We start from the raw sequence: 14,820 nt of genomic DNA, 5'->3' as shown, positions 1-14,820 counted from the left end.
CCCTCTAACGTATGGTTGCCACTTTTTTAATAACCGCCGGGACAACGAAAATCCTTCAGTAAATCCACGACAAGCCTGCCTTTATAAGTCAACCCGGAAACTTCAATATTCACTCGACGTGAATCCAGCTCGTAAACCAAGACAGTTTCACCCGAATCGTTTTTGACAACATCACTGGCCCCCTCCAACCAGCGGAATAATGACCATGGGCCACTAAACGCCAGTGATGAGGCACCTAACGCGGCGCGTGGGGTAACATTAAGCATAATTCTCGATGCCCTGCGCGATGCAGGCCAGATTATCGGTACGGGCGACACCGGCCAATGGGCATAATTCACCTGCTTCCCGTCGAAATTCATATTCAGTTGAGTGATCGCCGGATCGAGATAAGGCACCGAAATCTCGAAAGCGAGCGACATTTTCCGCCCCCCGTCTTCCTGAAAAAAAGCATCGCGAATTTCTACCACGCGCTCGAAAACAGCCAGTATGTCCGCAGAATCTCCATCAGCATCGCCCTTGTAACGCCACGGATGAGTGGAGGTATCCACTTTGTCCGCCAGATTTTTCTTGAAGTATTCATCTGCCACTCCGCCCGCAGCAAAGAAACGTTCAAAGTCCGCCAGCTTCACCTCTCGCCGACTCTCAGCGAAAGGATAGCGCCCCGCAAGCGCAGAGCGGCACACCCTGCCAAGATTGTCTTCGATGCCTTCATTACTTATGGCGATGGCTTCACGGCTGGCCCGACGGTAGGCATCATTCAGCAGCGGGCTAATCAGGTTGCGCAACGGATCGGGCCAGGTTTGCGATTCCGCACTCATATTCAATGCCGTGTTGGAGAGCGCCATTGAGTTGCCGTTTTTCAGCGCATCGTCATAGATAACGAACAACGTATACTGCTCGCTGAGCGCCCCCATCAGCTTACTCAGCCCCGAGCCCCCCACAGCGGGGCGTTCGTCCGCTGTCGCCTCATTGCTGCCGGTGACAAACTCACGTAACGGCGCAAAATGATTATCTACCCGCTCTCTCAACAACTTATTTTCCACCGCAGCCCAGGCGAGATTCACTTTAGTTACCGCATTTAAAAGCTGCCCCTTATTACTGACGTTATCGAGCAGCGATTTCCCCTCCTTTCTCACTAACGTAGTTTCCACCACGGCACGACGTACCAGATTAGCAAGCGGAGAATCCGCCGAGCTTAGCGTTCGCAATATGTAAATATCCGCCGCCACGCCGGCAGTGCCGTAGTTCAGTTGCAGAACATCCGATTTAATGCGGATGTTGCTCAGAAAGTCCTGCCAATGCCGAGTGTATTCATCCAGATAGAGCGCCAGAATCTGCTGCTGTATCGGATTAACCAATACGCCATTGTCCGCAACTTTCATTTGGGGCCGTGGGGCGCTATCGCTCCCCTTTCCCATGACCCAAGCGTCCTCATGCTCCAGCCACATCAGGCCCGGATCCATTTTTTTTTTAAACAGGTCGTAATAGCCCGCACGGGTAAATAAGCCGGGAATGACCGTCTCGCCGCTTGCGTCCGCCAATGAAAAAAACTCGCCGCCTCGCGATTTTGCCATTTCGCCAAGCGTTAAATCGGCGGGTACATCCTGTGATAGCGAGTCTTTAATGCGTCCGTAAAGGCGGCTGGTCAGATCTTCGCGACCCAGCATCGCACGCGCATATTTCACCAAGCCATCATCCATCTTCTGGCCATAGCGTCGCCATTCGGGCGAAGCGAAGAGCTTGGTCAGATGAGAGACAAAAATGTGGCGCTCTTCGTAAGGCTCGAGCTTGCCACTTGTCTCCCACAGGCGGGTGATATTGTCAGTCATCGACTGACGTTCGAATTTTCCCTGACCAAACACTTGCAGATAAAGCTTCAACCGTGCATAAATCTGCTCTGAATGACCTTTATCAATCGCCTCTTGCAGTGCCAGGGTAACCTGCTGCTCAATCTGCGGCAGCAGCAGTCGATGAAGGAAGAATTGGTACAGCGAGTCCGAAGCATTCATCACATCCGTACCGGTATATAAACCGTAGCGCCATTCCAACCCCGGGTTGAAAATATCCAACACGCCATACTCCGGCAAATATTGTGAAAGCGTCAACAAACGAGGAAGCAACTTGTCATTTGACGTTTTGACAAAACGATTAACTTCGGTGCGCAGCCCGTCGACTTTTGTCTCAACAGTGTTCAGATACTCAGTATTGTGACGGTAGCTGTTATAAAAGCCGTTCAGCAGGATAACGGCCATCAAAATACACACCGAATGCCCCAGAAAACGTTGCAGGCGATACTTCGATTCGTTAGCCAGATTATGACGTGCCAAATCAACATCTTTTACAATGACGTCACTGAACAGTTGCTTGAGAAAATACTGTCGCCCATAGGACACATCGTTGATGAGAAAATCACGCTCGCCAGGCTGCTCAGTCAAAGAGGCTGTTACCACCGGGGCTTTATTCTCGACGTAATTGGACCATTTGCGAATGATGCTTTGATTATTCAACAGGCTAAAATCAACCGGCTGATGGCTACTTGAGAAATAGATGCCACGCAACAGGGTAAAGCTCAGCGTTTCATCATAGCGGGATGCAAAAAAGATGTTGTGCACCACCTCGGCCACCATGCTGGAAAGCAGATGGAAATCCTGAGGCAGCGCGTACATTTTCTTGCGATCCCGATTGTCATATTCTTCCTGCTGACGCACGATCATATCCCGTTCGATACGCTCCTCAAGCAGAGAGAACTCTGCTTTTATCTGGTCGTGCAATTCCGATACGGAATCGGTTCTGGCATCGCCATACGGGAAAGTCACTCCCCAAACCTGCTCCCGCTCCTGCTCGGTCAGGATCCTGAAATATTCCGCAAAGCCGGGCAGTTGGTCCAGTTTAGTGACCAAGACATAAACCGGGAAACGCACGCCCAGCGTCTGACGTAAATCGTCTACTCTAGCTCTCAAACTGGCCGCCAACTCAAATAACTCCGCCTTGCTACGCCCCATGACATCGGCGGCGGAGAACGTGAGTACCGCGCCGTTCAGCGCTTTGACCGGACGATACTTTTTAAGCGCTTTGAGCATTGCGCGCCATTCGTTGAGGTACTTTTCCGGTTGGCTGACATATTTCCCGGCGGTATCGATATAAATGGCGTCATTGGCAAACCAGCATTCACAATTACGTGTCAACGGCGCAGATTTGCCTATCCGGTTAAGCTGTTCCGGCAACGGGAAGTTCTGCCCTGAGGCCAGGATAGCGGAGGTCTTCCCGGCATCTTCGGTGCCGAGCATCATGTACCAGGGCAAAATATCAAGCGGCTTACGTGCCAGAATCACGCGCTGGAAGAAGGAGAGGTTGCTGCGATTCTTATTAACGTAATCGACCGCATTACCGATAACGGAGGCAACTTCAGAGGTGTCATTTTCCTCCGCAGACACTTTATTACGGGCAAATTTATCGAGCAGCGTCGGATTATCTTTTAATGCCAACAACAGCAACCACAGGCCATACAACAGTGTAATCAGCAAGATAGCCGCAATAATCGCCAATCTGACGCTGACCGGTTCTACCGGGTATTTTTCCCCCACCAGCAGGAAGGGGCCCAGAACCCAGACCAGCACGCAAAGTACGGCGGCAACGACAATGAAAATAGGCCAGCGCAGCCAGAAACTCACCAGGCAAAACGCCGCCAGCAGGATGAAAATAACTCGCGACTCTACACTAAGCAGGGGACGTGATTCACCAAATCCGAAAAACGGCCCAAGGAACCAGATGGCGGCAACCAGTAGCGCGATGCAACACACAATCAGCAGCGTCTTCAGAAACCGCGCCGCGAAGACTCTATTAAAATAAGACATTGTCATTCTCGTTAATACGTGACAAAAAACTCTACGCGGCGATTCTTCGCGCGCCCCTGAGGAGTAGCATCGGAGGCCAGCGGCTTGTTATTCCCAACCCCTTCCACTTTCACCTTGCTTTCAGGCAACCCTGCAGCAATGAAATAACGAGCCACTTCCGCTGCACGTTTTTCCGACAGCACAATGTTATTAGGCAATCCCGGCCGATTAATGGGCGTTGAGTCTGTATGGCCAACAATAATGATATCCCCGTTGACGCGGCGCACTTCGTGCGCCACACGCTCGATGACCTTCACCATTTCAGGCTGAACTTTGGTCGAACCGGATAAAAACAGCGAATCCCCCTTCAGCACCACTTTGCTCTGCCTCTGCGTTTCATCAACGCTAAGTAACTGTTGCTGGATTTCGTTACGGAGCAAAACGGCCAATCTCAGACGCATTTTCACTGGCATCGTGGCCACCTTAATATTTTGCATAGCATAAATATTATTGGTAATGCGATCGCCGCGCACCGACAGCCAGTATTTGCACCAGATAAAGGCCGAAGCCACCAATACACCTGCACACAGCGCGGTCAGCCTTACAGGAATGATCGTCTTCTCCCGACGCGCCGGTCCCTGCGGCTGGAGCCCATGCGGCGACAACGCTGGCTGGGTAGTATTGCGAGTACTTTGGATCAGGGTCAGCAGACGTTGGCGGATTTTTGTCAGTTGGCGGTCGCCATCTTCAATAATGCTGTAGCGCCCTTCAAAGCCCAGCCCAAGAATGAGCAGCAGCACTTCGAGCACATCGGCAAATTCATTGGGATTCATGGAGAGACGGCCTATAAGCAGGAAGTATTTGTTCCCACCATCGTTGTCCCCCTCAAAGTGGTTCAACAAATTGCTCTGCGACCAGCCAGACTCGAGCCCCCACGGCGCGGTATGCGCCGCCTCGTCAAGCGCGGTGCAGAGGCAATAACGAACTATCGCCATCTTTTTCCAAGGAATATTCACTTCGTCGCAAACAATGCTGAACAGATTGACCTCGCTTTTGAGCGTATTCTTTAAGATCTCGACATGAGCGATGTCGGCAATCCGCTCCGGCATATCGCTAAGCGCACGTAGCAAAGGTTGAGCCGCCTCCAGTAGCGGATTCTCGGCCTTACTTACTTTCAGCATACGCTGCTGTACGCTTTCGCTTTTCACCACCCTTTCATTTCTGAGCCCTTTATCGTCAGCGCCGGATGCCGTATTCTGGCCGGATTGTGCTGTACCTGACTCCTGAATCCAGTCGCCCTGCTCATCAAGAAGGAACTTCCCCTGCGCTTGCGGAGAACTTTCCTCATTGAGAACAGGCTCGGAAGAAGCCGCTGTTTGCTGGCTAATATCGTCTTTCATCAGCCCCTGATTCCCCAGAGATCCATTTTCAAGCCAGGAAACTCACCGGCAACGTGCAGCGCCAATGCGCCGGTAACCGAGATCCGCTCCCAGAAAGGTCCATTTTTAAGCAATTCGAAATAGACATAGCCTGTGCTGTAAGGAATTTGACGCGGCGGAACCGGCAAGCCTTGTAGTACCAACCCCGGCAAGTGCGAACGAACCAGCTCGTGCAACTGCTGCGGGGCGCTGATTTTGGCTTGCGCCTGGAACTGTTGCTGCAGAACATCCATTGGCAATTGCGCGTGCACCGCCAGCACCAGGTGAGAGAACGAACGCAGTTCATTAGGCAGCATCGATGCCGACCAGACGCCGTTGCCCTTAGCGTGCAATTCGATAAGTTGGCCTGCCCGCACCAGAATCTGATTAAGCAAGTCATGCACATCGTCCACCAGCGGACGAATTGAAGGATAAAGCCTGGCATGGTCATACCCTGGCGCACTTTTCGGACGGCGAGTTTTGGTGCGAACAAAGGTCGAAAGCTCACCCGCCAATTTTGACAACTCTTCATACAGCACAATTGGCGGCAGCTCGGGGATATGACGCAGATGATCGAGGATCGGCTCATATTTGTTGAAAATTTGCAGCAGCAGGTAATCGACAATCTCCGCGCTGGCACTGGCTTTGCCATCCGAAGAGGACAGACGGTTCGCCAACATTTCGGCGCGCATTTTCACCAGGCCATTCAGGTGCGTCAGCCACTCACTAAGCAGGGGATTGGCCGCATAGCCGGTTACCGGCGGAATATAATCGTCCAGATGCAACAAAACGCTACCGTCCGGCTGAATGGCCTTCACCTTGGTCAATTCCAGACCTATCCACGATTCGGTCATTTCCGCTTGTGAAACCAGCTTTAACCTGAGCTTGGCAAGTTGCACCGGCTTTGGCCCCTGACGGATAGAATTGGTGTCGCAGAGTTCAGCTTCCTCCGCGCGAAAACGCGCCAGTGAACTGGCGTCATGTTGGCTAAAAATGGTTTCATCGCTGTTATCAAGGCGCAGCGGCACAGCCAGATAGAGGCTCTTGCCCAGATGCTCAGGCAAAATCGTTAGCGGTTCCGGCAGGTCCGCGTGATCGGGAATGTCGAAAGGCGTGCCATCCGGCAATACGCCGCGCGCGGAACGCAAGACCAGTTTCCCATAGCTCAGCGCCTCACGGTCGATTTCGTATTGCGAGAACCCCCAGAAGAAGGGACTCAGCGTCGAGGCGCGTTTATGAGCGTAATATTCAAAATAACGCTCTTGCTGTTGAAAAAGTTGCGGGCGCAAAAACAACCCTTCACTCCAGACGACTTTATTCGTTTTCACGATTTAATCCATTTTTTTAATTGTAATTGCTGATTTTTGGAAATGCGCATTCAATTCAAGCGAATCATTGCCAAAAAATCCCCGCCACCACGATTTTTTCTTTTCTGGTAAATCCCAACTCACCAGCCAGATAGAATCGTTAAGATCGCGATATGCACCAATAAAACCCAAAGTTCTGGTATCGCTGTCCGGCTTGATGAAAACAACACGCGACTCTCCAGGTTGGAGTATCGCTTCATAAATCTTTGACGCCGCGACTTGCAGAGGCTTACTGCCACCATCAACAATTTCAAAAAAATCGGCATTCACGAAAACATCGGCTTCCTTTACGTTGAAGATAAAAATATTTAGTGGTGCCGGCTCACCCTTTCCATTGGGGTTGATATCTTTATCTGCAATCAGATTGATTTTAATTTCACCGCCAACTGGTTCAGACCGATTGCTGCCACAGGACGTCAAAACGACTGCCAGTAATATTGCTACCAATCCCTTCAGCGGATCCAGCCGGTATTTTTTTATTTCTGTGCTGAAAAACATATCCCTAACCACGCAACCTATTTTTTCTGAACTGTGTATTCTGAATTGACGACTTAAACAGAGGATAGGGAAACCTGCGGCTTTCCGTATCTAACTACCTAATGGGAGTTTTGCCGCCGAAGCGGCAAAACTCTTTTAGCTTGCCTGGCGATATTAGCTGCGCAGGTTAGCTTTAACATCGTAGCTGGTAGAAATAACGCCAGATTTGGCGCCTTCAGCATTTTGCATCACATAATCTTGAGTCATCTTAGTGAAGGCAAAGGTAACTCTTTCACGCGGACGAGTTTCATCCTCTACGGAACCGGCCGTTTCAACGCAAGTAATAATTACATCAGTGAATTTAATAGTCAGATATTCAAGAGGATCACCGCCCGCTTTACGTACTACGAACTGAATGTCCTTAATGTGTTTACCAGACAGACAGTAGCTCAGCAGATTGGTACTGGCTTTATCGACATAGTGCTCGAAGCAAAAATCTTCTACCGTCGCTTTGCCGGAACCACCACCGGAACCACTGTGCATATTTGAATGCTGAGCGCTGGCCCAACGCCATGAAAGCACCTCGATCTCATTTTTATGAGTAGCATCCAGAGATTCACCTTCGATGCCATCAATTTTAATAAACATATCTTGAGCCATAATATTTCCTTATTTACTTTCATTAAAAATGTCACACAGAGTGCAACAGACCAAACTAAGACAGAGAAAAGTTCTCATCATGAAAAAAAATCTCTGGCCTTTTACAGCGCGCAAGAAATCCCAGCGCAGCCGTATCTATTAAGAAGAATAAAATGAATATTCTTCCGGTTTACTTATCAGAATCAGGCAACATTTTTGAGCGAAGGTAATTTGGCAACCATACGCAGAGAAACGGTCAACCCTTCCAGTTGGAAATGCGGACGCAGGAAGAACTTCGCTTGGTAATACCCCGGGTTGCCCTCAACGTCTTCCACCACCACTTCTGCCGCAGCCAATGGACGACGAGCCTTAGTTTCCTGAGAAGAGTTTGCCGGATCCCCGTCAACGTAATTCATCACCCAGTTATTCAACCAGCGCTGCATATCTTCACGCTCTTTGAAAGAACCGATCTTGTCACGCACAATGCATTTCAGATAATGAGCAAAGCGCGAGCAGGCAAACAGGTACGGTAAACGAGCGGAAAGATTGGCGTTTGCCGTAGCGTCCGGGTCGTAATACTCGGCAGGCTTTTGCAAAGACTGGGCACCAATAAATGCCGCATAGTCTGTATTTTTACGATGGACCAGGGGAATAAAGCCATTCTTGGCCAGTTCCGCTTCCCGACGGTCAGAAATCGCGATTTCAGTCGGGCACTTCATATCCACGCCGCCATCATCGGTCGGGAAAGTATGGCAGGGAAGGTCTTCCACCACACCGCCGCTCTCAACGCCGCGAATCATGGTGCACCAGCCGTAATTTTTGAATGAACGGTTGATGTTTACCGCCATTGCATATGCCGCATTAGACCAAACATATTTGCTGTGATCCGCGCCGTCAGTCGTTTCTTCAAAATTGAAGTCATCAACAGGATTATGCTTGATTCCATACGGCAGGCGAGCGAGGAAACGCGGCATCGCCAAACCGATATAACGAGAATCCTCAGACTGACGCAGCGAATTCCAAGCCGCATATTCCAGGTTTTGAGTAAAGATTTTCGTCAAATCACGCGGGTTGGCCAACTCTTGCCAAGAATCCATCTGCATTACGGACGGCGCGGCACCAGTGATAAATGGCATATGAGCAGAAGCCGCAACCTTACCCATCGAAGACAGCAGATCCACATCCTGTGCACTGTGATCGAAGTGATAATCCGCCACCAGACAGCCATAAGGTTCACCGCCGAGCTGACCATACTCCTCTTCATAGATTTGCTTAAATAGCGGGCTCTGATCCCAGGCGATGCCTTTGTAACGTTTCATGTTGCGTCGCAGGTCATTTTTTGAAATGTCCATAAAACGCAGCTTCAGCTTTTCATCGGTTTCAGTGTTATAGACCAGATAGTGCAAACCACGCCACGCACTTTCCAGACGCTGAAATTCTTCGTGATGAAGGATCAGGTTTATTTGTTCGGAAAGCTTGAGATCAATTTCCGCAATGATCGCCGCGATGTTTTTATATGCGTCATCGGCCATCGTGATCGAGGAGTTCAATGCCTGTTCGGCAAGGGTCTTCACCGCGATTTCAACCGCCGTTTTCGCCTGATCGGATTTCGGCTTAAACTCACGGGTCAGCAAAGCATTAAAATCATTTTGCGTTCCGGCCTGAGTCATAGCCTGTTTATTTGATTCTGCTTGAGTTGCCATAGTTCTCTCTCTACATCACTTTTGGGACGCGGCTTCATCAGCCTGTTTTGGCTTGGGAGCTGAAGCCAGAGTATTCAGCAGCGACTTGTCGTTAAGCACTTTCATAACCAGACTTTCCGCGCCTGCTTTGCCATCCATATAGGTTTGCAGGTTGGCAAGCTGGGTCCGTGCCTCAAGTAACTGCGATAATGAATCGACTTTGCGGGCAATAGCGTCGGGAGCAAAATCATCCATGCTCTCGAAGGTCATATCGACCATCAGTTGCCCTTCTCCCGTCAAGGTGTTAGGTACTGCAAACGCCACGCGCGGCCGCATTCCCTTCATACGTTCGTCGAAGTTATCGATATCGATGCTCAGGAACTTCCTGTCGGTAACGGGAGGCAATGGCTCCAACGGTTTACCGGACAAGTCGGCCAGCACGCCCATAACAAACGGCAGTTCTATTTTCTTTTCACTGCCATAAATCTCCACGTCATACTCAATCTGTACACGTGGCGCACGGTTACGTGCGATAAATTTTTGCGAATTGCTTTTGCTCATAGTAGTCAACACTCTTTAATAACCGTTTATGGATAAACCGTCGTTCGCCTGATGGTTAACGTTCAGATAATTAGGCAGCCTTGCCTCCCTGTTATTTATAAACAAGCTCAACCCTTGCTACAGAATGAACTTTCCCAGCAGTAACGGCTGAGTCCCCCTTTGCATAATAACTCGCTGTAAATCTGTGACTTAATGATTCAGCAGCAGAAGAAATAACATAATCCTGCCCTGTTGTAGCATTATCAATAATAACTTGAGAGTTATTTTCTTTTCGTAACCGAATTTGCACATTGCGACTGAAAAGAACACCTGCATCATTAACTAAATTTCCCGTTTCCGTATCTGAACCAGAAACGCTGCTGTTAAAAAATACCGTCACGGTTCGGCTGGCAGGACAATCTTTCAATGTAATATCAAAAGGCACACTTCCCGCTTCACTGCCATTTTTTTTGAGAGCCCCTACCGCTATCCGGGGTAAGGTAACAACCTCATTAATGCCGGCGTTATTAATTACCACGTTACAAGTTTCGTCGATATATTTACCTGTAAAGTAAACGTCTATTGAGCAATTTGTCGAGCAGGCCATCGCCGTTAACATCGATTGAATCGCAATAAACACCGTATATAAAGCAATACGGATAGACTTCATACCCGGAGTGATAATAATAGTTAATGACATAAAACCTCTACCTGGGTAATAGCACCAGAAGCGCTCTTGATTTTATGGGAAATATCGTCATCCGAATAAATGGTACAAAGGCGTACTCCAGATGAATCTTTCACGTACAGGTTATTATTCTGTGCTTGCCAACCGCGAACAAATGCCATCCCCCCTTGCCCGATAATGCCAATATTGTTGTTGCCTTCATCAACCATATTCATACCAATCGGCAACGGTTTACCTTGCTTGTCATGCACCACCAGCACGACAGGATCGCCAACCATTGTTTTCACATCGATTTTTAGTGCCGCTCCCAGGCGCGGAATGACGATACTTTCGCTTTCCAATACATCAACAGTATCTGGCAGCCCCTGGGTGTTCACCGCGACGGTATTCTCGCGATAAGGCGTCAGGGATGGCACGATGGCATAACCATTCGAATCAATTCTTGCACCATAACCGTTGAGTATTCTGGCACCTTCAGCACCCGGCGCATTGACCAGCGCAAATGGATAGTCACCCAAACGCGGTCCTGCGGTTATGCCACCACCATGCGCCACCAAGCTCCCGTTCGCCGAGAATGAAAGCTGACGCGATTTATTACCTACCGAAGCGGTAGAGCCAAACTCTCCCATCGGGGAGTTGTAGTGTATGTTGCCGTTAAAAACGGTTTGGGAAGAATCATTCTTCGCTCTGGAAACCGAAGTCCCGATACCATAGTTCAGCTCGTTTTGCTCGCCTTGGCTACCAATAGCGTTTGCTTGAATCGAACCGGCGCCATCGTTGTCGTGGGAGACGGAAGAATAAAGCGAGCTAAATACAGGTTTCTCCGTAATGTTGTTTTGCCCCAGAGGAACGCTAAAGGACAGCATAACGCTATTCACATTCCGTTCTTCGCTGCTATAGGATCGCGAGGCCGAAATTCCCCAAGAGAAATAGCGCTCGGACTTGTTATACGAAAGCTGGTACTGGCTGGTCGATGAGCGGCCCCCCCAGTAATTGTAAAAATTGCCGGTTAAATTTAGCCTTCCACCATTCCATAGCGGCTGACCGACATTAATGGTAAAACGCTGCCGGGTACGATAATCCACCATATAGCGATCGTTCTTTTCGCCATACCTGTCCAACGCCGCATCTCGCAGGCTGTAAAACCCGCTCGATGAATAGCGATAAGCCGCCAAAGTGACGTCCGTTGAGGTTGAATCCACATATTTGCTAAACCCGACATTGAAACTATTACCTGTAGAAACCTTGCCATTTTTCAGTTCGCTGCGCGCCCTGGTAACATCTACCGATACGCCGCCTAGTGGCGTATTAAACGCATTCCCCAACCCCAACGCGGCGTAATTGTCAGAAAGCTGGCCACCGCCATACAGCGTATACATATTGCCGATGCCGTACTGATAAAAGCCCTCCGCCAGCCCAGGTTTTTCCAATAACGAATCATCCTGCAGCTTGCCTACCGTAATGCCAAAACGGGAAACACCAGCATGCAGCAACATGGGGGGAGCCGAGAAAGGCACCACCTGAGTTTTCTGCCGGCCATCAGCTTCTGTCACCGTTACCAGCAGATCGCCACCGTAACCCATTGCGCCAATATCGCTGATTTCAAAGGGCCCCGGTGGCACCGTAGTTTCATAAAGGGTTCGGCCACGCTGAGTTACCAACACTTTCGCGTTGCTGTCGGCCACACCGCGCACTAAAGGCGTGTAGTACCGCAGCCCTTCCGGCAGCATGAGTTCGTCAGACTGCAATTGAATGCCCCGTACGGTCATACTGTCAAACAGATTACCGCTGGTCGTGCTGTCACCAAGTGTTAACCGGCTTTTCAGTACCGGTACGTCTCTCTGCAGGTAGGTGAACAAGGATTGAGTATGGGCCGAAGAACCGCTGCTCCAATTGGTGTTGATGCGTTTGCGCAAACGCCAAGCAGAAAAGTTCAGACCCGCCATCGCCCCTAAACTACCGCTAACAGCATGTTCATCATTGCCTTTAAAGAAACTACTGGTTGACTGCTGAACGTAAAAGTTAGAGTTATAATCTAACAGCCCTATCGTCACACCAGAGTCCCAAGAACTCGGATCGATATAACCACGCGGATACTGCACCACATAAGCCTGGGGGACCACCAGGTCGAGATAAAAATCCCCAGAGTCATAATTGGCCTTAGCACCAGCAATCCACTTACCAATCATGGCACACTGCGCTTTTTCCTTAATTCCGCTTTTATCCGTCCTCTTTGCCATTGAAACATCTGTTACCTTGAGGCCCAGACTGGTCAGTTCGTGTTGATTAAAGCAAGGCTGGGCACCAATTTGACCTTCAACTTGCCTGAATACCACTTTACGCTGCCCCCGATTTTCACCATTGACGGCAACCGAGACCGTATATTCACCGGCTAAACTTGGATTCCCCTGATAATATTGAGAAATGTCGACGCTGAGGCCGTGGATAAACGCACCATTAAACTTCACATTTTCAGGTTGCGTATTATTTTCAAGTATTTCCGGTACATTAGCGGAATTACCCTGAGCAAATACAGAAAAACTGATCCCTAAAGAAGTAATAAGGACACGTCGGATCGCATGCGTTAACTTAGATACACACATTGCTTGTCGCGCATATTTTTTTATTTCTTTCGGTTGCACGTCCATGTCTCCTGAACACAAGGTGTGAATGCCAGAGCGATAATCAAAAACCGTTCCTACCTGAACGAAGAATCACCACTATTTTGCACACTATTCTTCTTTTATGGTTAATCTCTTTCCTGATGCAGGAATTAATTGATACTCAACCACACTGCCATAATCGCTAAGCATATTAATATTCACACCATTCGCAGTCACTGGTGCATTATTTTTATTTTCCAGTAAAAAATCTTTACTGCCAAAAGGTGGAATCATATCAACGTTCAGAGGATATTTAATAGCACCAGAGATTATTGATGCCGAATCGAACGAGTAATAATACGGCGTAGGATTGGTTACTTTAATGCCTTTCGCCGGGCTGATAATTTCCCAGTGTAACTTGCCAACTTCATTCGTACTGCTGCTTTTTAGCACGCTTGGCCGATAAAAAATTTTAATACGCGTTCTGAATGCCAGCTCAAGGTGATCGGTTTCCTTCGCCGTCTCTTGCATCGGCGGTACTTCCAGCAAATTAAACCAAAATACGGACTCTCGATCCTGCGGTAAAGCCATACCGTTGTAAATAAGGCGTATGCTTTGCCCTTTTCCTGGTTCAACACGATAAATAGGCGGCGTCACGGTAAACGGAACTTTGACGCTATTAATATCATCATTAGCATTACCATCGTCAACCCAAACCTGCGCCAGCAAAGGTATACTTCCCTTATTGGTAGTTCTCACGGTTTGCTCGCGCTCAGCTCCCGGAAAAATAATTCGAGTCCCAGAAATGGTCATGCCGGCAAAAGACATCTGGGTCGTTAATATCAGGCAGAAAAAAGCCTTGGTTAACGTTGAAAAAATTCCACTTTGATATTTCATAACACTACCCTGTGCGCGTTGCATCCCACCTTATAAAAGGTAAAACAGGAACGTTTCTTAATAAGGGGCGATAATTCGCCCCAATGCCAACCTTGAGGCTGATTTATTACGGGTAAGCTAAGGTATAACGCGCTTGCGCATAAACCATACCAGCACCAGTGGCTGCCGTTGCGTAATAACCACCATAGTAGGTCATGGTGGCACTACCTTTATCGTCGACTTTCGCCGCGGTGCCCGTGTCACCCAGTTTCAGTTGTGTCGTCCCATCGGTGTTGTACAGGCGAACCTGAACCTCCGTGGCTTTGGTTTCCGCGCCCTGATACTCGTTTTTTAGGTTCCCTGTTGCGCCATCCAGGCCGCTACTGCCAATAGCTTCAAAATGTGCAGCAACTTGAGTAAGACCCTTCGGGCAGTTTTCAGCCGTCAGTTGGAACATTTTTGAACCGGCTTCTTTCCCATTAGCATTAAGAGTCTGAATAGCAACTTTTGGCAAAGTAACTATGCGGTTTTGAGAGCCATTCTCAATAGAACAGGTCTCAGCAGTCAACTCACCATTAAAGGTTACGGTCCCCTGAGTAACTTCATCCGCAGCCAAGACGGAAGTCGATACCGCAGCCAGCGCGCACAGCGTTAACGTTAATTTACGCATTAATAATTCCCTATATTTATGTTTTTA

At 49.0% G+C, this 14,820-nt stretch carries 11 protein-coding genes; all 11 read right to left on the bottom strand.

What is annotated here, in order from left to right; translation table 11 throughout:
* Positions 1–26 precede the first annotated feature (26 nt).
* The 11 genes from tssM to ACUTQ5_RS13795 all read right to left on the bottom strand — a co-directional run bounded on the left by tssM (position 27) and on the right by ACUTQ5_RS13795 (position 14,793).
* On the bottom strand, positions 27–3,854 hold the full coding sequence (gene tssM, locus ACUTQ5_RS13845) for a type VI secretion system membrane subunit TssM (protein WP_445651738.1): 3,828 nt from the start codon (positions 3,852–3,854) through the stop codon (positions 27–29).
* Positions 3,855–3,865: 11 nt separating this feature from the next.
* Positions 3,866–5,233: a type VI secretion system protein TssL, long form gene (gene tssL / locus ACUTQ5_RS13840; protein ID WP_445651737.1), complete on the bottom strand. Its 1,368-nt coding sequence runs from the start codon at positions 5,231–5,233 to the stop codon at positions 3,866–3,868.
* Positions 5,233–6,579 (bottom strand): type VI secretion system baseplate subunit TssK, encoded by a 1,347-nt coding sequence (tssK, locus tag ACUTQ5_RS13835; RefSeq protein WP_445651736.1) that lies wholly within the window; start codon positions 6,577–6,579, stop codon positions 5,233–5,235. The genes tssL and tssK overlap by 1 nt, the downstream gene beginning before the upstream one ends.
* 3 nt (positions 6,580–6,582) lie before the next feature.
* Positions 6,583–7,116, bottom strand: a complete 534-nt coding sequence (gene tssJ / locus ACUTQ5_RS13830; protein ID WP_445651735.1) for a type VI secretion system lipoprotein TssJ — start codon at positions 7,114–7,116, stop codon at positions 6,583–6,585.
* 153 nt (positions 7,117–7,269) lie between these two features.
* Positions 7,270–7,755, bottom strand: a complete 486-nt coding sequence (locus tag ACUTQ5_RS13825; RefSeq protein ID WP_445651734.1) for an Hcp family type VI secretion system effector — start codon at positions 7,753–7,755, stop codon at positions 7,270–7,272.
* 182 nt (positions 7,756–7,937) lie between these two features.
* The gene (gene tssC / locus ACUTQ5_RS13820) at positions 7,938–9,437 is read right to left on the bottom strand and encodes a type VI secretion system contractile sheath large subunit (protein WP_445651733.1); all 1,500 of its coding nucleotides are present in this window, start codon (positions 9,435–9,437) and stop codon (positions 7,938–7,940) included.
* A 15-nt stretch (positions 9,438–9,452) separates the two neighbouring features.
* Positions 9,453–9,977, bottom strand: coding sequence for a type VI secretion system contractile sheath small subunit (gene tssB, locus ACUTQ5_RS13815; protein WP_445651732.1), 525 nt, complete (start codon positions 9,975–9,977; stop codon positions 9,453–9,455).
* A gap of 91 nt (positions 9,978–10,068) precedes the next feature.
* Entirely contained in the window at positions 10,069–10,575 is a 507-nt protein-coding gene (locus ACUTQ5_RS13810) for a fimbrial protein (protein ID WP_445651873.1), read from the bottom strand.
* Positions 10,576–10,646: 71 nt separating this feature from the next.
* On the bottom strand, positions 10,647–13,292 hold the full coding sequence (locus tag ACUTQ5_RS13805; protein WP_445651731.1) for a fimbria/pilus outer membrane usher protein: 2,646 nt from the start codon (positions 13,290–13,292) through the stop codon (positions 10,647–10,649).
* 84 nt (positions 13,293–13,376) lie between these two features.
* On the bottom strand, positions 13,377–14,144 hold the full coding sequence (locus ACUTQ5_RS13800; protein WP_445651730.1) for a fimbria/pilus periplasmic chaperone: 768 nt from the start codon (positions 14,142–14,144) through the stop codon (positions 13,377–13,379).
* A gap of 106 nt (positions 14,145–14,250) precedes the next feature.
* Entirely contained in the window at positions 14,251–14,793 is a 543-nt protein-coding gene (locus ACUTQ5_RS13795; protein ID WP_445651729.1) for a fimbrial protein, read from the bottom strand.
* Positions 14,794–14,820 lie beyond the last annotated feature (27 nt).

It is taken from the genome of Serratia sp. NA_112.1 (assembly GCF_052691715.1).
The sequence above is the reverse complement of the archived record's forward strand: the minus strand, read 5'-3'. Positions and strand labels throughout refer to the sequence as shown.

Coding starts and splice junctions, on each gene's coding strand:
- ACUTQ5_RS13795 (WP_445651729.1), bottom strand. CDS start 14,793: ATGCGTAAATTAACGTTAACGCTGTGCGCGCTGGCTGCGGTATCGACT.
- tssL (WP_445651737.1), bottom strand. CDS start 5,233: ATGAAAGACGATATTAGCCAGCAAACAGCGGCTTCTTCCGAGCCTGTT.
- tssM (WP_445651738.1), bottom strand. CDS start 3,854: ATGTCTTATTTTAATAGAGTCTTCGCGGCGCGGTTTCTGAAGACGCTG.
- tssJ (WP_445651735.1), bottom strand. CDS start 7,116: ATGTTTTTCAGCACAGAAATAAAAAAATACCGGCTGGATCCGCTGAAG.
- ACUTQ5_RS13800 (WP_445651730.1), bottom strand. CDS start 14,144: ATGAAATATCAAAGTGGAATTTTTTCAACGTTAACCAAGGCTTTTTTC.
- tssC (WP_445651733.1), bottom strand. CDS start 9,437: ATGGCAACTCAAGCAGAATCAAATAAACAGGCTATGACTCAGGCCGGA.
- ACUTQ5_RS13825 (WP_445651734.1), bottom strand. CDS start 7,755: ATGGCTCAAGATATGTTTATTAAAATTGATGGCATCGAAGGTGAATCT.
- tssB (WP_445651732.1), bottom strand. CDS start 9,977: ATGAGCAAAAGCAATTCGCAAAAATTTATCGCACGTAACCGTGCGCCA.
- ACUTQ5_RS13810 (WP_445651873.1), bottom strand. CDS start 10,575: ATGTTAACGGCGATGGCCTGCTCGACAAATTGCTCAATAGACGTTTAC.
- ACUTQ5_RS13805 (WP_445651731.1), bottom strand. CDS start 13,292: ATGGACGTGCAACCGAAAGAAATAAAAAAATATGCGCGACAAGCAATG.